18 protein-coding genes and 1 pseudogene are annotated in these 19,224 nt (G+C 63.6%); 12 read left to right on the plus strand and 7 right to left on the minus strand.

Features of this window, described 5'->3' with window-relative positions; translation table 11 throughout:
• Positions 1-69 precede the first annotated feature (69 nt).
• Positions 70-2,052 carry an acetate--CoA ligase gene (gene acs, locus OKW38_RS12960; RefSeq protein WP_429361792.1) on the minus strand — a complete coding sequence of 661 codons (1,983 nt, stop codon included), beginning with the start codon at positions 2,050-2,052 and terminating at the stop codon, positions 70-72.
• Between the two features lie 695 nt (positions 2,053-2,747).
• On the opposite strand from acs, the pseudogene OKW38_RS12965 reads away from it, so the two are divergent.
• The 8 genes and pseudogenes from OKW38_RS12965 to OKW38_RS13000 form a co-directional block, all read left to right on the plus strand.
• A pseudogene (locus OKW38_RS12965) lies at positions 2,748-2,900 on the plus strand (YqhA family protein); the annotation flags it as partial.
• A gap of 138 nt (positions 2,901-3,038) precedes the next feature.
• On the plus strand, positions 3,039-4,562 hold the full coding sequence (locus OKW38_RS12970; protein ID WP_429361794.1) for a fumarate hydratase: 1,524 nt from the start codon (positions 3,039-3,041) through the stop codon (positions 4,560-4,562).
• A gap of 202 nt (positions 4,563-4,764) precedes the next feature.
• Positions 4,765-5,244: a bacterioferritin gene (gene bfr / locus OKW38_RS12975; protein WP_018418627.1), complete on the plus strand. Its 480-nt coding sequence runs from the start codon at positions 4,765-4,767 to the stop codon at positions 5,242-5,244.
• Between the two features lie 164 nt (positions 5,245-5,408).
• On the plus strand, positions 5,409-6,296 hold the full coding sequence (gene murI, locus OKW38_RS12980) for a glutamate racemase (RefSeq protein WP_429361796.1): 888 nt from the start codon (positions 5,409-5,411) through the stop codon (positions 6,294-6,296).
• 149 nt (positions 6,297-6,445) lie between these two features.
• Positions 6,446-6,700 (plus strand): (2Fe-2S)-binding protein, encoded by a 255-nt coding sequence (locus OKW38_RS12985; protein ID WP_090803857.1) that lies wholly within the window; start codon positions 6,446-6,448, stop codon positions 6,698-6,700.
• 329 nt (positions 6,701-7,029) lie between these two features.
• Complete coding sequence (locus OKW38_RS12990; RefSeq protein WP_429361798.1) at positions 7,030-7,767, plus strand: energy transducer TonB; 738 nt, start codon at positions 7,030-7,032, stop codon at positions 7,765-7,767.
• Between the two features lie 28 nt (positions 7,768-7,795).
• Positions 7,796-8,527: a MotA/TolQ/ExbB proton channel family protein gene (locus OKW38_RS12995; protein WP_018418631.1), complete on the plus strand. Its 732-nt coding sequence runs from the start codon at positions 7,796-7,798 to the stop codon at positions 8,525-8,527.
• Positions 8,528-8,543: 16 nt separating this feature from the next.
• Positions 8,544-8,963, plus strand: a complete 420-nt coding sequence (locus OKW38_RS13000) for an ExbD/TolR family protein (protein ID WP_090803854.1) — start codon at positions 8,544-8,546, stop codon at positions 8,961-8,963.
• Between the two features lie 423 nt (positions 8,964-9,386).
• On the opposite strand, the gene OKW38_RS13005 is transcribed toward OKW38_RS13000, so the two are convergent.
• Positions 9,387-10,397, minus strand: a complete 1,011-nt coding sequence (locus OKW38_RS13005; RefSeq protein ID WP_429361799.1) for a LysR family transcriptional regulator — start codon at positions 10,395-10,397, stop codon at positions 9,387-9,389.
• A 122-nt stretch (positions 10,398-10,519) separates the two neighbouring features.
• Here OKW38_RS13005 and OKW38_RS13010 point away from each other — a divergent pair, with 122 nt between their 5' ends.
• The 4 genes from OKW38_RS13010 (at position 10,520) to hemP (ending at position 13,014) form a co-directional block, all read left to right on the plus strand.
• Positions 10,520-11,398: a pirin family protein gene (locus tag OKW38_RS13010; RefSeq protein ID WP_429361800.1), complete on the plus strand. Its 879-nt coding sequence runs from the start codon at positions 10,520-10,522 to the stop codon at positions 11,396-11,398.
• 204 nt (positions 11,399-11,602) lie between these two features.
• The gene (locus tag OKW38_RS13015) at positions 11,603-12,001 is read left to right on the plus strand and encodes an OsmC family protein (protein WP_184044399.1); all 399 of its coding nucleotides are present in this window, start codon (positions 11,603-11,605) and stop codon (positions 11,999-12,001) included.
• A gap of 85 nt (positions 12,002-12,086) precedes the next feature.
• Positions 12,087-12,569: an SRPBCC family protein gene (locus OKW38_RS13020; RefSeq protein WP_090803848.1), complete on the plus strand. Its 483-nt coding sequence runs from the start codon at positions 12,087-12,089 to the stop codon at positions 12,567-12,569.
• Between the two features lie 184 nt (positions 12,570-12,753).
• Complete coding sequence (hemP, locus tag OKW38_RS13025) at positions 12,754-13,014, plus strand: hemin uptake protein HemP (protein WP_090803846.1); 261 nt, start codon at positions 12,754-12,756, stop codon at positions 13,012-13,014.
• A gap of 275 nt (positions 13,015-13,289) precedes the next feature.
• Here the strand turns inward: hemP and OKW38_RS13030 are convergent, their stop codons facing one another.
• The 5 genes from OKW38_RS13030 to uvrB all read right to left on the minus strand — a co-directional run bounded on the left by OKW38_RS13030 (position 13,290) and on the right by uvrB (position 19,088).
• Positions 13,290-14,699, minus strand: coding sequence for a 4Fe-4S binding protein (locus tag OKW38_RS13030; RefSeq protein WP_429361801.1), 1,410 nt, complete (start codon positions 14,697-14,699; stop codon positions 13,290-13,292).
• The gene (locus OKW38_RS13035; RefSeq protein WP_429361803.1) at positions 14,696-15,541 is read right to left on the minus strand and encodes an FTR1 family iron permease; all 846 of its coding nucleotides are present in this window, start codon (positions 15,539-15,541) and stop codon (positions 14,696-14,698) included. Before OKW38_RS13035 ends, OKW38_RS13030 begins: the two co-directional genes overlap by 4 nt.
• Positions 15,542-15,649: 108 nt before the next feature.
• Positions 15,650-15,982: a cupredoxin domain-containing protein gene (locus tag OKW38_RS13040; RefSeq protein WP_429361804.1), complete on the minus strand. Its 333-nt coding sequence runs from the start codon at positions 15,980-15,982 to the stop codon at positions 15,650-15,652.
• Positions 15,983-16,094: 112 nt separating this feature from the next.
• Complete coding sequence (locus tag OKW38_RS13045; protein ID WP_090803840.1) at positions 16,095-16,643, minus strand: iron transporter; 549 nt, start codon at positions 16,641-16,643, stop codon at positions 16,095-16,097.
• A 351-nt stretch (positions 16,644-16,994) separates the two neighbouring features.
• Positions 16,995-19,088 carry an excinuclease ABC subunit UvrB gene (gene uvrB, locus OKW38_RS13050; protein WP_187619690.1) on the minus strand — a complete coding sequence of 698 codons (2,094 nt, stop codon included), beginning with the start codon at positions 19,086-19,088 and terminating at the stop codon, positions 16,995-16,997.
• Between the last annotated feature and the right edge of the window lie 136 nt (positions 19,089-19,224).

Genomic DNA, 19,224 nt, shown 5'->3' on the forward strand with positions numbered 1-19,224 from the left:
GCGCGGCGTGCCCGCAAGCGTGTCGATCGACACCGCCGCCGCCGTCCGCGCAGATCCGCTTACAACGCTTTAAATCGACTCGCCGAGCTGATCGAGAATCGCCGGGTTTTCCAGCGTCGACACGTCCTGGGTGATTTCCTCGCCCTTCGCGAGCGAACGCAACAGACGACGCATGATCTTGCCCGAACGCGTCTTCGGCAGGTTCTCGCCAAAGCGGATGTCCTTCGGCTTCGCGATCGGACCGATCTCCTTGCCGACCCAGTTGCGCAGGTCGTTCGCGAGCTTCACGGCCTCTTCGCCTTGCGGACGCGCACGTTTGAGCACCACGAACGCGCACACCGCCTCGCCGGTCGTCGCATCGGGGCGGCCCACCACGGCGGCTTCCGCGACGAGCGGATTGGCCACCAGTGCCGACTCGATCTCCATGGTGCCGAGACGATGGCCCGACACGTTCAGCACGTCGTCGATGCGGCCCATGATCGTGAAGTAGCCGGTCTCCTTGTCGCGCACCGCGCCGTCGCCGGCGAGGTAGAGCCTGCCGCCGAGCTCGTCGGGGAAGTAGCTCTTCTTGTAGCGTTCCGGATCGCCCCACACGTTGCGCAGCATCGCCGGCCACGGGCGCTTGATCACCAGAATGCCGCCCTGCCCGTTCGGCACGTCCTGCCCGGTTTCGTCGACGACCGCGGCCATGATGCCCGGCAGCGGCAGCGTGCACGAACCCGGCACGAGCGGCGTCGCGCCCGGCATCGGCGCGATCATGTGGCCGCCGGTCTCGGTCTGCCACCACGTATCGACGATCGGACAGCGGCCGCCGCCGACGTTCTCGTAGTACCACACCCACGCTTCCGGATTGATCGGTTCGCCGACCGTGCCGATGATGCGCAACGTCGACAGGTCGTAGCTCTTCGGATGCACTTTAGCGTCGGCCTCGGAGGCCTTGATCAGCGAGCGGATCGCAGTAGGAGCCGTATAGAACAGCGTGACCCTGTGCTTCGCGATCATCTGCCAGAAGCGCCCGGCGTCCGGATAGGTCGGCACGCCCTCGAACACGACCTGGGTGCCGCCAAGCGTGAGCGGCCCGTACGTAATGTAGCTGTGGCCGGTGATCCAGCCGATGTCGGCGGTACACCAGAACACGTCGGAGGGGCGCCAGTCGAAGGTCCATTTCAGCGTTTGCGCGGCCCACAGCAGATAGCCGCCGGTGCTGTGCTGCACGCCCTTCGGCTTGCCGGTCGAGCCCGACGTATAGAGGATGAAGAGCGGATGCTCGGCGCCGACCCATTCGGGCGCGCACTGGTCCGACTCGGCCTGTGCGAGTTCGTGCATCCACAGGTCGCGCCCTGCGTCCCACGCGACCTTGCCGCCGGTGCGCTGGTACACGATCACGCTCCTGACCTTCTCGCAGCCGCCGAGCGCGAGCGCTTCGTCGGCGATGTTCTTCAGCGGCAAGGCCTTGCCGCCGCGCATCTGTTCGTCGGACGTGATCAGCGCGACCGCGCCGACGTCGACGAGCCGCTCGTTGAGCGACTTCGACGAGAAGCCGCCGAACACGACCGAGTGCGTCGCGCCGATCCGCGCGCACGCCTGCATCGCGACGATGCCCTCGATCGACATCGGCATATAGATGACGACCGGGTCGCCTTTCTTCACGCCGCGTTTTTTCAGCGCATTCGCGAAGCGCGATACGCGTTGCAGCAGATCCTGATAGGTGACGTTCGTGACGCTACCGTCGTCGGCTTCGAACACGATCGCGACGCGCTCGCCGTTGCCGGCCTCGACGTGACGGTCGATGCTGTTATACGACGCGTTCAGCTGGCCGTCTCCGAACCACGTGTAGAACGGCGCCTTCGATTCGTCGAGCACCTTCGTAAACGGCTTGTGCCAACTCAGCGTCTCCTTCGCGAGACGCCCCCAGAAGCCTTCATAGTCGCGCTCCGCTTCGGCGGCGAGCGCCCGGTACGCGTCCATGCCGGAGATCGTGGCACCCTTCGCAGTGTCAGCGGAGGGCGGAAAAACGCGGCGTTCCTGAAGAACCGATTCAATCGCAGACATCGACAACCCCTTGGTGAAGATGAAACGTAAAACCTGTACCGGCGCGCGGCGCGCGCGGGCCTTATCCTGTTCGAGCCGCCACGAGCGGCGCTGTCTCCCACCTCGCGATACCGTCGAACGCGCGTGCGTGCGGCATCGCAACATCCGTGCATGCGGGCGCCCTGCGCGATCCTATTCCGCGTCAAGGCTTAACCATAAGCGCTGCAACTTACCGGCCACTTACGCGCATCGTGTTGATCTGCAAGCGAAAACCCTTAGATCCCGCCAGCCATCGATGCAGTTACGTGTTGATCAGACGAGATGCGCGCGAAAAAGATCGCCCGTTCTACAGAACCTTCTACGCTCACTCGCAGCACATTGCATACCGGTGATGCGAACTCGACGCACCGCCAGCACGCCCGCTTTCGCACCCTTATGCTCTCTCGTACGGCCTTTTACAATGCTAACTGAACTAGCCGTCCGCGCAGCGTGCCGCCGATCGCATCGTAATTCCGGTGTGGCGGGCGCTGCCCGCCGCAAAGCAGCAGATTCGACCGACGCTGTACAATGGCGCGCCTGACGCGAGTCTCGCGCCCCTTCGGTGGCCGCGCCCCGCACCGCCGTCGGCGCCTGGCCCCCTGTTCCGTCACCCGCGCTTCATCTGACCGTTGCCTATGTCCGCTTCGCGACCCGCCTGCGCCCGTCCGCGCCGCCCCATGCGCGCGCTGCCCCGCCTCGTTTTCATGAGCCGCTGGCTGCAGGTGCCGCTGTACCTCGGGCTGATCGTCGCGCAGGCGGTCTACGTCGTGCTATTCCTGAAGGAAGTCTGGCATCTGGTCACCGACTCGATGAAGCTCGACGAAACGCACACGCACCCCAAACATTTCGAAGGGCCCGCGGCATTGCACGCCGTGGGCGGCATCAAGGTTTCCACTCCCATGAAGGCGCAAGACTGACCGCACCGTGCTGCGATCCGACAACAAGCGCCACTCCCCACTGAGCTAGCCATGACCGTCATCAAACAGGAAGACCTGATTCAGAGCATCGCTGATTCGCTGCAGTACATCAGCTACTACCATCCGCTCGACTACATCGAAGCGCTCGGCCGCGCGTACGAGCTCGAACAGAGCCCCGCAGCGAAGGACGCGATCGCGCAGATCCTGACCAACAGCCGCATGTGCGCCGAAGGCAAGCGCCCGATCTGCCAGGACACCGGCATCGTCACGGTGTTCGTGAAGGTCGGTATGGACGTGCGTTGGGACGGCGCGACGATGAGCGTCACCGACATGATCAACGAAGGCGTGCGCCGCGGTTATCTGAATCCGGACAACGTGCTGCGCGCATCGATCGTGAGCCCGCCCGAAGGCGCGCGCAAGAACACCAAGGACAACACGCCGGCCGTGATCCACTACGAGATCGTGCCGGGTAACACCGTCGACGTGCAGGTCGCGGCCAAGGGCGGCGGCTCGGAGAACAAGTCGAAGTTCGCGATGCTGAACCCGTCGGACTCGATCGTCGACTGGATCCTGAAGACCGTGCCGACGATGGGCGCGGGCTGGTGCCCGCCGGGCATGCTCGGCATCGGCATCGGCGGCACCGCTGAGAAAGCGATGGTGATGGCGAAGGAATCGCTGATGGACCCGATCGACATTCAGGACGTGATCGCGCGCGGCCCGAAGGACTGGATCGAAGAGCTGCGCGTCGAGCTGCACGAGAAGGTCAACGCACTCGGTATCGGCGCGCAGGGCCTCGGCGGTCTGTCCACTGTTCTCGACGTGAAGATCATGGCCGCGCCGACGCACGCCGCATCCAAGCCGATCGCGATCATCCCGAACTGCGCGGCGACCCGCCACGCGCACTTCACGCTCGACGGTTCGGGCGTCGCCAGGCTCGAAGCGCCGTCGCTCGACGCATGGCCGAAGGTGCACTGGGAACCGAACACGGAAACCAGCAAGCGCGTCGACCTCAACACGCTGACGCCGGAAGAAGTGGCGGGCTGGAAGCCGGGCCAGACGCTGCTGCTGTCGGGCAAGATGTTGACGGGCCGCGACGCCGCGCACAAGCGCATCGCCGACATGCTCGCGAAGGGCGAGAAGCTGCCGGTCGATTTCACGAACCGCGTGATCTACTACGTCGGCCCGGTCGATCCGGTGCGCGACGAAGCGGTCGGCCCGGCGGGCCCTACCACTGCGACGCGGATGGACAAGTTCACCGAGACGATGCTCGCGCAAACGGGCCTCATTTCGATGATCGGCAAGGCCGAGCGCGGCCCGGTCGCGATCGAGGCGATCAAGAAGCACCAGGCAGCGTATCTGATGGCCGTCGGCGGTGCGGCGTACCTCGTGTCGAAGGCGATCCGCAGCGCGAAGGTGCTCGCGTTCGAAGACCTCGGCATGGAAGCGATCTACGAGTTCGACGTGCAGGACATGCCGGTCACGGTCGCCGTCGATTCGAACGGCACCTCCGTGCACCAGACCGGCCCGAAGGAATGGCAAGCCAAGATCGGCAAGATTCCGGTCGCCACGGCTTGATGAGTCGCGATTAACGCTACTCAGGTCAGTCGAAAAGCCGGGGCCGCGATCCCGGCTTTTTCTTTCCGTGCGTCATGCACGCGCAAGGCGCCGCACGCACGAGGCCGCCAACGCCGCCAACAGTTGTATCGGATCTCTTGGCTTTTTTGGACATGGCGTTTATTGTTGTTGGAAATTCAAGGTTCCCGAAAAAGGAAATAACATGCAAGGCGACAAGAAGGTCATCGAATATCTGAACGCGCAGTTGAAAAACGAACTGACCGCGATCAATCAATATTTCCTGCATGCCCGAATGTACGGCCACTGGGGCCTCGACAAGCTCGGCAAGCACGAGTACGACGAGTCGATCGGCGAAATGAAGCATGCCGACATGCTCATCGAACGGATCTTCATGCTCGACGGTCTGCCGAATCTGCAGGACCTGCACAAGCTGCTGATCGGTGAGGAAACCAAAGAGATCCTCGAATGCGATCTGAAGCTCGAACAGATTTCGCAAGGCACCTGCAAGGAGGCGATTGCCTACTGCGAATCGGTGCGCGATTTCATCTCGCGCGAAATCTTCACGAAGATTCTCGACGACACCGAAGAGCACATCGACTGGCTCGAAACCCAGCTCGATCTGATCGACAAGGTCGGTATCCAGAACTACCAGCAAAGCGCGATGGGCTCGGTCGAGTCCTGATCGAAGCACGCTGAAGCATCCCGCGCGGTAGCGGCACGACGCCTGCCCAGCAGGCATTCGCGCCGGACCGTACCGCACGGGCGATATACTTGCGCGCTTGTTCGCGCCTCACCGTGGTTTCACCCTTTTCGCCGACCGCCACTTCCCGCTCGTTTTTTTCGCCTATGCCTGCCCCTTCGCCGTCCCCGACTGTCCGCAGTGTTGCCGCTGGCGCCGCGTCGCGGGCGCCGATCGGCATTTTCGATTCGGGGCTCGGCGGCCTGTCGGTGCTGCGCGCGGTGCGCGCGCAACTGCCTGACGAGGCGTTGCTGTATGTCGCGGATTCGCTGTACGCGCCCTACGGCGAGCGCGACGACGACTTCATCACCGACCGCACGCTGGCCATCGGCGAATGGCTCGCCGCACAAGGCGCGAAGGCGCTCGTGGTCGCATGCAATACGGCGACCGCGCAGTCGATCGCGCTGGTGCGCGAAAAGCTGCCGATTCCGCTCGTCGGCGTCGAGCCGGGTGTCAAGCCCGCCGCGCTGCAATCGAAAAGCCGCGTCGCCGGCGTGCTGGCGACCCAGGCGACACTGCGCAGCGCCCGCTTTCAGGGGCTGCTCGAACGCTACGCCGCCGACTGCCGCTTTCTGTGCCAGCCCGGCCACGGGCTCGTGCAGGCGGTCGAGCGTTGCGACGTCGGCTCGGCCGAGCTGCAGGCACTGCTGCGCAGCTACCTGGAACCGATGCTCGACGCGGGCGCCGACACGCTGGTGCTTGGCTGCACCCATTACCCCTTTCTCGACGCGGCGATCCGCGACATCGTCGGCGAGCGGCTCGCGCTGATCGACACGAGCGTGGCGATCGCGCGTCAGCTCGAACGCGTGCTCGAGCAGCACGGCCTGTGCGCCGCGGCGTCGGCCGGGGGCACGCCGCTGCCGCGCTTCTATTCCACCGACGACGGCATCCATCAGCAGCAACTCGCCGCCACGCTGCTGCGGATCGAGGCCGCGGTCGAGCAGGTATCGATACCGTCGGGCCGCACGGCCGCATCGGATTCTCGCGCCGCCTAGCGCCGGCAATCGGCGCGCGCCCCGCCCTTCCTGCCGACGAAATCCATTCTAAGAGTCTGGTTTTGTTACAAAAAATCGCACGGGACGCTTGCCAAACGAACCAAACAAAATGATAATAATTCGCATTAACGTTAGCTATCACGCCTGCCATGATCGTCTGTGTCTGCAAATCCGTATCCGACCGCACAATCCGCTCCTCAATTGCGGACGGCATCGACTCGTTCGACGAGTTGCAGTTTGAACTCGGCGTCGCCTCGTGCTGCGGCAAATGCGAGGAATCCGTGCGTGACGTGATGCTGCAAAGCGGCGTGTGCGCGAGCCGTTGCGGCGTGGTCGAGCATCGGCAGGTGCAGAGCGTCGCCGAGGTCGTGCAAGTCGCGTTCTACGAGCGCAAGGCAGCCTGAGCTCAGCTAGCAGGGCCGGTGCAGGCCGTGTCGGTGCGTCTAAAAGCCCCTCTGCTTCACGCACGCTTTATGTAGCGCTCCGATGCGACGTTGAATGTGCCGCACGTCTGCAACACAACCGCAGTACTGTCCGCCGTACTGCGTTATCCCACTGCCGTCAGCAAGCCAGTACTCGTACCAGCCAGCTACCCCGCTCCCCCTTCGAAAGGAGTTCGAGATGGAATTGCTGATTGGTTTCGTGACTACTTTGTTCATTTCGCTGCTGATTTTCCGAACATGACGATGCCCTGTTTGACGCGCCGCCCGCACGGTGCGCTGCCACACTGACCATGCAGGCTCCGCGTCCCGTTTCCGCCCGCGCCACGCTGGCGTCGTCCACCCGACCGAATTCCCGCGCGCTGACAGCCACTGCCATAGTCGCCGCGGTTCACGTCGCTCTGCTCGCCGTGATCATGACGCTGCGTCACGAGCCTGTGCCGGTCGCGCTCGAATCGCACATGATGACCGCCGAACTGCTGCCGCCCGCGCCGCTCGCCGCGCCGGTCGCGCTGCAATCGATCGCTCCGCCGCCGCCCCGGCCAACGCCGCCCGTCCATACAAGACCGAAAGCCCAGCCGAAGCCGACTCCAACGCCCAAGCCGACGCCAACTCCGTTGCCACAGGCCGCTGCGCCATCGCCGACGCCGGTCGCGGCGCCCGATCCGACGCCGCCCGCGCCCGCCGCGTCGGCGACACCGCCCACCGCGGCAGCGCCCGCGATCGGCAAGCCGACGATGGAAATCAGCGCGCCGAAAAACGTGTCGCACCTCGATTGCAATATCAGCCAGCCCGAATACCCGGCTCTATCGCGGCGCCGCGGCGAATCCGGCACCGCGTACGTGCACTTCGTCGTCGGTCTGACCGGCAAGCTCGAGAACATCGAGTTGAAGAAAAGCAGCGGCTTTAGCCGTCTCGACGACGCGGCCTTGGCCGCCATACGCGCGAGCGCCTGCAAACCGTATCTCGAGAACGGCGAGCCCGTCAGGGCCGCGTACACCCAGCCTTTCAACTTCAATCTGACCGACTGAAGCAAGATTTCAAAAACAAGGGATTGCAATGCAAAACTACGGATTGGCACACGTGTGGGCGCAAGGGGATTTCGTGACGCGCGGTATCGCGCTCGCGCTATTGATCATGTCGGTGATGTCGTGGAGCGTGATCGTCGTCAAAGGCTGGAACGTGATGCGCCTGAAGCGCCTGACGAAGAACGCCGAGCAGGCGTTCTGGCATTCGGACGACCTCGCCGACGGCGTGAAGAAGCTCGGCGGCGGCGCCTCGACGCCGCATGACAACCCGTTCCTCGCGCTCGCGCTGTCGGGCCAGGAAGCGGCCGACCATCATCACCAGACGCAGCCGCATCTGCACGACCGCATGGACGTGTCGGACTGGATCACGCGCTGCCTGAAAGACACGATGGACGAAAGCGTCGCGCGCATGCAGAGCGGTCTTGCAATTCTTGCGTCGATCGGCAGCACCGCGCCGTTCGTCGGCCTGTTCGGCACGGTCTGGGGCATCTATCACGCGCTGCTCGCGATCGGCGCGAGCGGCCAGTCGTCGATCGACCAGGTCGCCGGCCCGGTCGGCGAAGCGCTGATCATGACCGCGTTTGGTCTGTTCGTCGCGATTCCGGCCGTGCTCGGCTATAACGCGCTGACGCGCGCCAACAAGGCGATCGTCGCGAAGCTGAGCCGCTTCGCTCACGGCCTGCATGCGTTCTTCGTGACCGGTGCCCGTCTGTCGTCGACCAGGCGCGGCGACGGCCTGCGTCTCGCAACCCGCGCCAACTGATCGACGAGGCATTCCAATGGCAATGAGCCCTTTCGCCGGAGACGATGACGACGGCCTGATGAACGAGATCAACATGACGCCGCTCGTCGACGTGATGCTGGTTCTGCTGATCGTCTTTATGGTGACAATTCCGGTGATCCGTCACGCGGTCAAGATCGATCTGCCGCACGCGAGCAGTCAGAGGGAAGACACGAAGCCCGCGCAGGTGACGGTGTCGATCGACGCGGACGGCAACGTGCTGTGGGACAGCACCAAGGTCGACGATGCGGCGCTCGCCGCGAAGATCGCCGCGGCCGCGCAGGCGAGCCCGCAGCCGGAGTTGCATCTCGATGCGGACCGCAAGGTGCCGTACGAGAAGGTCGCTCAGGTGATGTCGGCCGCGCAGGCTGGCGGACTGACGAAGATTGGTTTCGTCACGCAGCCCAAAGCGAAGTAAACGGTAACGTGGCACGCGGAGCGGCGCGCTCGTCCACGGGAACACCCCTTTTAAACAGGGCCAAAAAGTAAAAGGCCTTCATCGTCGGATGAAGGCCTTTTTTTGTGCGCACTCGGCGCCTTCGGGCGGCGGGATCATTTGCCATCGGCCGAAGACTGATAGCTTTTATCACCGCATGCGAGGGCCGTGGTCGACACGGACAACGCGGTCAGCCCTATCAGGCCCGCTATGATAGCGGCCATGAGTTTTCGCATAGGACACTCCTTAGCGAAAGGGATTTCACTATATGCCTGTGTGCGCGCGCATTCAAGCAAACGACCATTGAAAGTAATCATGACAGGCCGCGCTTAAATGCTAAAAACGATTTCCGAAGCGCGCTAGCGGCCCGCGGCGCACCGTGCCCCCTTAAGTTGCCACAGAGCCTTATGAAACCGCCGCCGACGCAGCGGAGGACGCCCTCGCCACCGATCCCTGCGCCACCGCTTTTTCGGCGCGCTCAGGACACTCGCCGATGATGTGCTTGCCCTCATCCGGATCGAGCATCTCGACCAGATAATCGACGAACGCGCGCACGGCCGGCACCATCCCCTGACGCGACACGAACACCGCGTACAACTGCGGCGTCGGAAAACTCCAGCCCGGCATCACGGGCGACAGTTGCCCCGCTCTCAACGCGGCTCCATACATCATCTCCGGCAAGGCGGCGATGCCGACGCCGGCGAGCACCGCCTCGCGAATCGTCATCAGATCGGCGGTCACGAGGCGCGGCTCGTGTTCGTGAGCATGGCGCGTGCCGTCGGGCGAGATCAGGTTGTACACGTGGCGGCCGTCGCTCGTCGGCACGTCGAGTGTTTCGAAGCGGTTCAGGTCGCCCGGCGTCAGCGGCGGCGCATTCTGCTGCAGCAGGCTCGGCGCGCCGACCAGCATCTGCTCGGTGCGCCACAGCGGCCGCACGACGATGTTCGCGTTTTCCGGCGGATCCGAACGCACGCGCAGTGCGACGTCGATCGAATCCTCGAACAGATCGACCACGCGATTCGTCACGCGCATCACGACGCGCACCTCCGGAAAGCGGTGCATGAATTCCGGCAGGATCGTCGACAGGATCGTCTGCGAGATCGTAACCGGCACGCTGACGCGCACCGTGCCGCGCGGCGACGAGCGCAGCTGCTGCACGACATTGACCGCCGCCTGCGCTTCGCTGAGCATCGCCTGACAGTGCTGGTAGAACAGCTGCCCCGCTTCGGTCAGTGCGAGCTTGCGAGTGGAACGCTGCAACAGGCGCACGCCGAGCGACGCCTCCAGCTCCGTGAGCCGACGCGACAGGCGCGACTTCGAGATGCCCAGCACCCGCTCGGCGGCCGAAAATCCGCCATGTTCGACGACCTGCGAAAAGTACATGAGGTCGTTCAGATTGTGTGAATCGATCTTCATCTCATCGTTCCATGAATAGAACAATCCATTGCTGAGGGACGTCTGGCACCGCCAAAAACGGTCCCTATAATAGCCCCATGTTTCAGAAATCGCGCTATTCCCCATTTTTCGAGGTGATATTGATGACTACGTCACGCACGATCGAACGCACGTTCCCGTCGGTTCGCACAGTGGAGGGCGGCGGGTTTATCGTTCATCGACCGTTTCCGACGCGTCTGCTGATGGACTTCGATCCGTTCCTGCTGCTCGACGAAATGGGGCCGGTCGACTATGCGCCAGGCGAGGCGATCGGCGCGCCCGATCATCCGCATCGCGGCTTCGAGACGGTCACCTATGTGCTCGAGGGCCAGTTCGGCCACAAGGATTCGGCGGGCCATTCCGGCACGCTGCACGCCGGTGACGTGCAATGGATGACCGCGGGCGCGGGCGTCGTGCATAGCGAAATGCCGGACCCGGAATTCACGCGCACCGGCGGTCGCGTGCACGGCCTGCAGCTATGGGTGAACCTGCCGCGTCGCGACAAGATGATCGCGCCGCGCTACCAGGAAATTCCGTCGACACGCATTCCGGCCGCGACGTCCGAAGACGGTCAGGTGCGCGTGAAGGTCATCGCGGGCGAAGCGCTCGGCGTCAAGGCCGCGATCGAAACGCGCACGCCGATCCTGTATCAGCATTTCTCGTTGCAGCCGGGCGCGCCGATCCGCCAGCCGGTACCGGCCGACTATCGCGTGTTCGCGTATGGGCTGTCCGGCAAGGGCGTGTATGGCGAAGGCGACGCGCGCGCGGACATCGACGCGCGCACGATGGTGGTGTTCGCCAACGACGGCGACGCGGTGACCATCACGGCCGGCGACGAACCACTCGAAGTACTGCTGCTCGGCGGCGTGCCGCTGAAGGAGCCGGTGGTGCGCTATGGCCCGTTCGTGATGAATACCGAAGACGAGATCCGTCAGGCGGTGATCGACTATCAGGCCGGGCGGATGGGCGCGATCACGCACTGACAGACGAGCGCGTGCCGCGCGTTTGTCACGCCTGTCGGCGCGAGGCGAAGCTTGCCACCAGCCACGCGCGCCGCCAAATCATCCGCCACGGGCCGCGAACGCCGCTAAATTCGTTCACAATAACGGCTCATGTCGCGCGGCCCGCGTTGATTTCGACAGTCCGCGGCGCGCGACGCTATTAGATCCCTAGCAGAGGAGCCGCGCATGGCAGAGCCCACCGTCACCGCCCACATCGGTTCGACGAATTTCCAGGTCGTATTCGATGACGGCAAGCACACCTGGCTTGCCGACGAACCCGAATCGCTAGGCGGCGGCGACCGCGGCCCGACGCCGGTCTCGCTGCTGCTGTCGAGCCTCGGCGCTTGTACGTCGATCACGCTAAAGATGTACGCGCAGCGCAAAGGCTGGCCGCTCGCGGGCGTACGCGTCAAACTGTCGATGGAAACCGGCGACGCAGGCTCGACGATCGACCGTCAGATCATGCTCGATGGCGAACTCTCCGGCGAGCAGCGGGAACGGCTTTTGCAAATTGCCAATGCGTGCCCGGTGCACAAGATCCTCACGCACACGATCTCGATCCGCTCCGCGCTCGCGGTCGCTTAACAGCCGCAGCAAACGCGCATAGGACGGTCGGACGCCGTCCGTTCGGGTCACGGGTATTGCAATATTTTCATAGGACGCAGTCGTCTTGAATTTCGAACACCTTATTCAGATCAACGATCCGTTGAATCCCTTCGTCGAATCGATGACCCGCGAGCAGCTGTGGGAAGGGCTCGTGCTGCGCGCCGAGCAGCCGCAACTGTTCGTGATTGGTCTCGACAGCTGCACGATCCTGTCGCGCGACGGCAATGTGCTCGAGCGTGAGTTGCACTACGGCCAGGCCACCGTGCGCGATCGCGTCACGCTGCAGGAAAGCGAAAGCGTGCGCTACGACATCCTGCCGACCGCCGAGCACGTCGGCGGCTCACTGACGATGACGATCGAGCAGCCCGATGAGCTGCAGTTGTTCCTACGCTTCGAGTACGCGACCACGCTGCCCGTCTCGACCGACCAGGACGCCGTGCAGACGCAGGAGATCGTCAAGTCCGCGTATCGCGAGAACGATATCGATACGGTGCGGCTGATCCGCCAGTACGTCGCGGCCGGGCAGGAACCGGGACCGTTGCACTGACGTACCGCGCGGGCGCCCTGCCCGCGCTTTCGCGGGGCCATGTCAGAATGGCTTCCAGAATCGCCATCTAGACGCACTTTCATTCAGCTATCAAAAGTCGAATCCGATCAATTTCTCGATCTTGTAAATAGGAATGGTTATCATTTAGAATAATCACATCGAATCGACGAACAAGCTAAAACGAATGACCGATATGACCCGCTCCTCCACGCTCAGCCTGCGCCGCTCGGCGGCCGCGCTAACCAGCCGCCCGAAATCGTCGACGACGGCCGCGCCCGCGGCGAAACCCGGCGCGCAACGCACCGCCGGCCAGAGCGAGACGTCGGAACGGGTCGTGCGCAGCGACGCGCTGCTGCAAGGCCATAGTCACATCAGCATCGTGCACAACGGCGACACGTATCAACTGCGTGCGACGCGCCTCGGCAAGCTGATCCTGACGAAGTAGCAAGGCAACACGAGGTAAGTACCGGGTATTGTGGGGACCACCTCCCAGAGAGGTGTTAGGCATTAGCCAGCCACGACGGTTTGCACGCGAGAACTAGACCCCTTCGTGCAGACACCAAGCCAGCCGTCGCAGCAAGCCAGGCCGCTTTTTTGGTTCTCGCTCGAAAGCCGATGCGCGCAACGGCGTACATCGCTGAAAATGATAAAGCCGTGGGATGTCACCATCCCACGGCTTTTCGTTTGCGCCTGCGTTCGCACCGGACACAGGCTGAAGACTTACTTCGAGGCCCAGCCCCAGAACATCAGCCACCACGCGCTATTGACGACCGCCAGCGCCGCGACGAACCACAGCATCGCCAGCGCGCGTTGCACGAAGCGCTCGCTGTAGCGGCGCGTGACGAGCCACGCGAGCCATGCGCTCCACGCGCTCGCAATCACGAGAATTGCGATGCGCAGATCCGACGCCCACCACAGCGACACGTGCTCGGCGCGCAGCAGCGACAGCGTCGTCGCCGACAAACCAAGGAATACGCCCGCGCCCGCGATCGGAATCAGCCCCTGCGTCAAGTGATGCAGACGCGTTGCGTCGAAGCGCCCGAGCATGCGCGTCGCGCCCGTCAGCAACAGCAGCAGCACGGTGCCGTAGACAAGCGCCGTCGACAGGATGTAGCCGATCAGCAGCGAGCCGTCGAGCCACGAGAACACGTCGTTCTGGTCGGGGTAATGCGTGAACAGGAACCACGGCGCGTTGGTGTCGAGCGGCCACGTGATGTCGCGATCGACGAGCCACGTCGCGGCGAACATCTTCAGGTCGATGAACCAGCGCGACGCGGTCCAGTGGAACGCGCCGATCGCGATGCCGAGCAGGCCGTACAGGATCAGCGCGGTGTCCCACGGGTTCGCGTTCTTGTCGCCCAACTGCACGACTTCGGTCGACGGCTTGCGCCACGTCAGCGCGATCGCATCGCGGTGTCCGCTGCAGCGGCCGCACATATGGCAGTCCGCCGCGCCTTTCATGTTGCGCAACGGCACGAGCGGCGCGCAGTTGATCGGAATCACGCGATGCCCATGCTCGCCGTTCTTATACGAGCGGCGCCACGCGTCTTCGTCGACCTTGTAGTGAAACGGCGCGAGCCGTGACAGAAGCGAAAAGACCCCGTTGACCGGGCACAGGTATTTGCACCAGACGCGCTTCTCGCGTCCGTATAGCAGACCGATCACGATTGCCGCGAAGGTCGAGCCGCCGAGTACCAGCAACACCGCTTTCGGATACTGGTAGACGCTCACCATCTGCCCGTAGATCGTCGTGATGCCGAACGCGACGAACGGCCAGCCGCCCCAGCGCATCCAATGCGGAATCGCTCGGCCGCGGCCGAATTTGCTCGCGAATTCGGCGAGCGCGCCCTCCGGACACAGCACGCCGCACCAGACGCGGCCGAGCATCACCATCGACAGCAACACGAACGGCCACCAGATGCCCCAGAACACGAACTGCGCGGCGAGCGTCAGGTTGTTCCACAGATGCGCGGTGTCGTCCGGCAGCGGCATCAGCGCGGGCACGACGATCAGGAACGCATACACCGCGACCACGACCCACTGGATGCCGCGAATCACCGCGCCGTGGCGCTGCATCCACTGGCCGGCCGCCGCGAGGCGGCCCGGCCGGGAAGCCATCACGGCGCTCATGCCGCGCGCCCTGCCGGCTGCTGCGCGGGCTTGCGACTGGCGCGGCGCACGAGCAGATAAACGACGGCCCAATACACGGCATAGGCGAGCAGATTCATCAGCGCCGGATGCGCGCGGTAGCCGGTCAGCGTCGCGACGAGCGAACCGAAGGTGCTCGAGTCATCGAGAATCGCCGAGGAATTCCACAGCTGGTCGACGAGCGTCGGCAGGATTTCCTTGTCGATCAGCTTGTCGACGCCGGTCTGGAACAGCCCCGCGCCGAGGAACAGCAGCATGATTTCGGTGACGCGAAAAAAGAGCCGCCACGAGATGATCTTGCCGCCGAGCTGCAACACGTAGAAGGTCAGGAACGCAAGCGCGAGACCGATCACGACAGCGAGCATCTGACTGCCGTCGACATGACCCGACTGGCCAAAGCCGAGGCCGTACAGGAAGATCACGGTTTCGCTGCCTTCGCGCGCGATCGCCAGTGCGACCAGCAGCGCCACGCCCCACCAGTTCGAATCGCGCTGGCTCTTTTGCAGCGACTGTTCCATGTCGCGCTTCAGCGTGCGGCCGTGCTGCTTCATCCATAGCACCATCTGCACGATCAGCACGCAGGCGATGAGCACCATCGCGGTCTGGAAGTAATCCTGCGCGTCACCGGAGAGCACCTCGGTGAAGCCGACCAGCGCCGCGCCGAGCGCCACCGCCGCGATCACGCCGGCCGCCACGCCGCCCCACAGGTACGGCAAGCCGCGGCGGGCGTCGTCGTCGCCATTTTTCAACCACGCGTACAGGATGCCGACGACCAGCAGCGCCTCGACGCTCTCCCGCCACACGACGAACAGAATCTGACCCATTCAAGCTCTCCCTTCGATCCTTCTACTGCCCGCATCCGTTGCCTCGCGCGACCGACAGCGCCCGCTTGCCGTGGCGAGTTCGCGTTCGCATTCGATCGAGACCACTGCTTACTTCGCGACGATCACGCCCTGCGCCTGGTGGTGAAAGTCGTCGAAAAACTTGTATTCGCCCGGCTCCAGCGGAGCGATCACGACGAACGAATCGGCGCCCGGCGCCAGAACCTTCTCTTTACGCAACTGCACGCTTTCGAATTCGGCCGCGCCCTTGCCGGTGTTGCGTACTTCGATCTTGATACGCTGGCCTGCCGGCACTTCGATGCGGGCCGGGTTCAGTTTGCCGTCGTTCATTTCGAGCTTGAAGGTCGGCAGGTCGGCTGCATGAGCCGTGGCCGCCAGGCAAAACGTGACGGCAAGCATCGCGATCTTTCGGTTTATTCTCATTGCCCTTTCCGGAAAACGCGACGCGCCAATGCCAGATATGACTCCGACTGTCCGCGCGCCGTCTGCTGCATTCACTGATACGTTGAGCGACCGCATTGGCACCGCGCGCCGATCAGTAACCGCCCTTCTTGCCGATGCCAGCGAAGGTGAAGTCGTATTCGAGCGTGATTGGCTTGAACCACGGACCGACGCCGGTTTCCTTGTCGACGTGACGGCCGAACGCCATGTGGCCCATTTGCATCGGCGGTTCGACGATCAGCTTCAGGTGATACTTGCCCGGGCCTTGCAGCTTGACGTTGTCGCCGTAGTGCGGACCATCGTTCGCGACCATCGGCATCAGGTCGCCTTTCAACGGCTGGTTCGAGCCGGCCTTCGTCAGTTCGTAGTGCACCTGCAGATACGGCATCCAGTCGCCTTCGGCGAAACCGGTCGGATTGTTCTTGACCGCGTGGATGTCGGACTCGAGGTGGATGTCCGAATCCGACGCCTTGCGCATCATGCCTTCGGGTTCCATCGTGACCGGCTGCAGGTAGACCGCGCCGATTTCCATGCCGCCCTGGATCTGCTGCTTGCCAATCGGATATTCGGCGGCCGAGACCGACAGCGCCGCGACAGCAGCTACCGCTGCCGCGCCACCGCGCACAAACGAAGAAATCCGCATTGAAGCTCCTTGTTTTGATCAGACTGGGAATCGATTTCGTTGAATGTCGTTGAAACACTGCGCTCGCAAGTCAGATGTAAATTTAAATGCGAACCATTCTCAATATTGGGGCGAGTTTATCATCGATCGTTGACGAGAACAAACCTGTCAGCACGCTCTGCCTGATGTCAGCAGGGTCTTAAGGCTCGCTTAAGAAACCTTCGTGCGACGGGGAAACAGGGACGGAATTCGTCACGGCCAAGTTGGCCGCGCCGACGGCTGCAGCGGGAGCTAAAGCGCCGGCCGATGTGAACAGGCGCGGCAAGTGGCCGCGCCCTTTCGTGGTGGACAAAAGCGGTGGAGGGACGCCAGCTATTCGACGCCCGACACGTGGTCGCCGACGTTCGCGCCGAACACGCGCTGACGCAGCAGCGCTAGCTGGTCGCGGGTCTGCGCGGCCTTCTCGAATTCGAGATTCTTCGCGTGCTCCATCATCTGCTTTTCGAGGCGCTTGATCTCCTTGGCGAGCTGCTTCTCGGACATGTCCTCGAACTTCGCGCGAGTCTGCTGCTCCTTCAACTCGGCACGCGCTTCGTCGATGTTGTACACGCCATCGATGATGTCGCGAATCCGTTTCACGACGCCGCGCGGCGTAATGCCGTGCGCGGCGTTGAACGCGATCTGCTTCGTACGCCGCCGCTCGGTTTCGTCGATCGCGCGACGCATCGAGTCCGTGATGTTGTCTCCGTACAGAATCGCCTTGCCGTTCACGTTACGCGCCGCCCGGCCGATGGTCTGGATCAGCGACCGCTCGGCGCGCAGGAAGCCTTCCTTGTCCGCGTCGAGAATCGCGACGAGCGACACCTCGGGAATATCGAGCCCCTCGCGCAGCAGGTTGATCCCGACCAGCACGTCGAACGCGCCGAGACGCAGATCGCGGATGATCTCGACGCGCTCGACCGTGTCGATGTCGCTGTGCAGATAGCGCACCTTGATGCCATGGTCGGCCAGGAACTCGGTGAGCTGCTCGGCCATCCGCTTGGTCAGCGTCGTGACCAGCACGCGGTCGCCGGCCTTGATGCGCTCGTTGATCTCGCCAAGCACGTCGTCGACCTGGCTGCGCGCCGGCCGCACCTCGATTTCAGGGTCGACGAGGCCGGTAGGACGCACAAGCTGTTCGGCGACCTGCCCCGCGGTCCTCTTCTCGTAATCGGCGGGCGTCGCCGACACGAACACGACCTGGCGCATCTTGCGCTCGAACTCGTTGAACTTGAGCGGCCGGTTGTCGAGCGCCGACGGCAGCCGGAAGCCGTAGTCGACGAGGTTTTCCTTGCGCGCGCGGTCGCCGTTGTACATGCCGTTCAGCTGGCCAATCAGCACGTGCGATTCGTCGAGCATCATGATCGCGTCGGGCGGCAGGTAATCGACGAGCGTCGGCGGCGGCTCGCCCGGCGCCGCGCCCGAGAAGTGCCGCGAATAGTTCTCGATGCCCTTGCAGAAACCGAGCTCCTGCAGCATTTCGAGGTCAAAGCGGGTGCGCTGCTCGAGGCGCTGCGCCTCGACGAGCTTGCCTTGGCTATAGAAGAATTCGAGGCGCTCGCGCAGCTCGGCCTTGATCGTTTCGACGGCGCGCAGCACGGTATCGCGCGGCGTCACGTAGTGCGACGACGGATACACGGTAAAGCGCGGAATTTTCTGTCGCACGCGGCCGGTGAGCGGATCGAATAGCTGCAGTGTTTCGATTTCGTCGTCGAACAGCTCGACGCGCACCGCCATCTCGGCGTGCTCGGCCGGGAAGATATCGATGGTGTCGCCGCGCACGCGGAACGAGCCGCGCTGGAAGTCGGCTTCGTTGCGGCTGTACTGCATCGCGATCAGCCGCGCGATGACGTCGCGCTGGCCGAGCCGGTCGCCGGTGCGCAGCGTCAGGATCATCTGGTGGTATTCGGACGGATTGCCGATACCGTAAATCGCCGACACCGTCGCGACGATCACCACGTCGCGCCGCTCCATCAGGCTCTTGGTCGCCGACAGCCGCATCTGCTCGATATGCTCGTTGATCGACGAGTCTTTCTCGATGAACAGATCGCGCTGCGGCACATACGCTTCCGGCTGGTAGTAGTCGTAGTACGAAACGAAGTACTCGACCGCGTTGCGCGGAAAGAACTCGCGGAACTCCGAATACAGCTGCGCGGCGAGCGTCTTGTTCGGCGCGAACACGATCGCCGGGCGGCCGAGCCGCGCGATCGTGTTGGCCATCGTGAAAGTCTTGCCGGAGCCGGTCACGCCGAGCAGCGTCTGGAACGCGAGACCGTCGCCGACGCCTTCGACGAGCGTGTCGATGGCCGTGGGCTGGTCGCCGGCGGGCGGATACGGCTGGTAGAGCTTGAACGGTGAACCTTCGAACGCGATGAATTTTGATTCGTCGAGCGTATCGTCGGCTTCAGTCAGATGGTGTTCGGACATGAGGGGCGGCACCGGGCCTTGGGCAAAGAATCATTCTAACGGGTTGCGGAAAGCGAAGATCGAGCGGGCTTACGTAGGGCGCCCTAGGCGCCGGTGTGTATGGCCCTTTGCGGACTTGCGCGCCCTGACGGGGTTT

It is taken from the genome of Paraburkholderia sp. MM5496-R1 (genome assembly GCF_050436205.1).
GTDB lineage: Bacteria > Pseudomonadota > Gammaproteobacteria > Burkholderiales > Burkholderiaceae > Paraburkholderia > Paraburkholderia tuberum.

What these genes read in the sequence shown, in the direction of transcription:
- acs (WP_429361792.1), bottom strand. Translation starts at nt 2,052, where the DNA reads ATGTCTGCGATTGAATCGGTTCTTCAGGAACGCCGCGTTTTTCCGCCC.
- OKW38_RS12970 (WP_429361794.1), top strand. Translation starts at nt 3,039, where the DNA reads ATGACCGTCATCAAACAGGAAGACCTGATTCAGAGCATCGCTGATTCG.
- bfr (WP_018418627.1), top strand. Translation starts at nt 4,765, where the DNA reads ATGCAAGGCGACAAGAAGGTCATCGAATATCTGAACGCGCAGTTGAAA.
- murI (WP_429361796.1), top strand. Translation starts at nt 5,409, where the DNA reads ATGCCTGCCCCTTCGCCGTCCCCGACTGTCCGCAGTGTTGCCGCTGGC.
- OKW38_RS12985 (WP_090803857.1), top strand. Translation starts at nt 6,446, where the DNA reads ATGATCGTCTGTGTCTGCAAATCCGTATCCGACCGCACAATCCGCTCC.
- OKW38_RS12990 (WP_429361798.1), top strand. Translation starts at nt 7,030, where the DNA reads ATGCAGGCTCCGCGTCCCGTTTCCGCCCGCGCCACGCTGGCGTCGTCC.
- OKW38_RS12995 (WP_018418631.1), top strand. Translation starts at nt 7,796, where the DNA reads ATGCAAAACTACGGATTGGCACACGTGTGGGCGCAAGGGGATTTCGTG.
- OKW38_RS13000 (WP_090803854.1), top strand. Translation starts at nt 8,544, where the DNA reads ATGGCAATGAGCCCTTTCGCCGGAGACGATGACGACGGCCTGATGAAC.
- OKW38_RS13005 (WP_429361799.1), bottom strand. Translation starts at nt 10,397, where the DNA reads ATGAAGATCGATTCACACAATCTGAACGACCTCATGTACTTTTCGCAG.
- OKW38_RS13010 (WP_429361800.1), top strand. Translation starts at nt 10,520, where the DNA reads ATGACTACGTCACGCACGATCGAACGCACGTTCCCGTCGGTTCGCACA.
- OKW38_RS13015 (WP_184044399.1), top strand. Translation starts at nt 11,603, where the DNA reads ATGGCAGAGCCCACCGTCACCGCCCACATCGGTTCGACGAATTTCCAG.
- hemP (WP_090803846.1), top strand. Translation starts at nt 12,754, where the DNA reads ATGACCGATATGACCCGCTCCTCCACGCTCAGCCTGCGCCGCTCGGCG.
- OKW38_RS13030 (WP_429361801.1), bottom strand. Translation starts at nt 14,699, where the DNA reads ATGAGCGCCGTGATGGCTTCCCGGCCGGGCCGCCTCGCGGCGGCCGGC.
- OKW38_RS13035 (WP_429361803.1), bottom strand. Translation starts at nt 15,541, where the DNA reads ATGGGTCAGATTCTGTTCGTCGTGTGGCGGGAGAGCGTCGAGGCGCTG.
- OKW38_RS13040 (WP_429361804.1), bottom strand. Translation starts at nt 15,982, where the DNA reads ATGAGAATAAACCGAAAGATCGCGATGCTTGCCGTCACGTTTTGCCTG.
- OKW38_RS13045 (WP_090803840.1), bottom strand. Translation starts at nt 16,643, where the DNA reads ATGCGGATTTCTTCGTTTGTGCGCGGTGGCGCGGCAGCGGTAGCTGCT.
- uvrB (WP_187619690.1), bottom strand. Translation starts at nt 19,088, where the DNA reads ATGTCCGAACACCATCTGACTGAAGCCGACGATACGCTCGACGAATCA.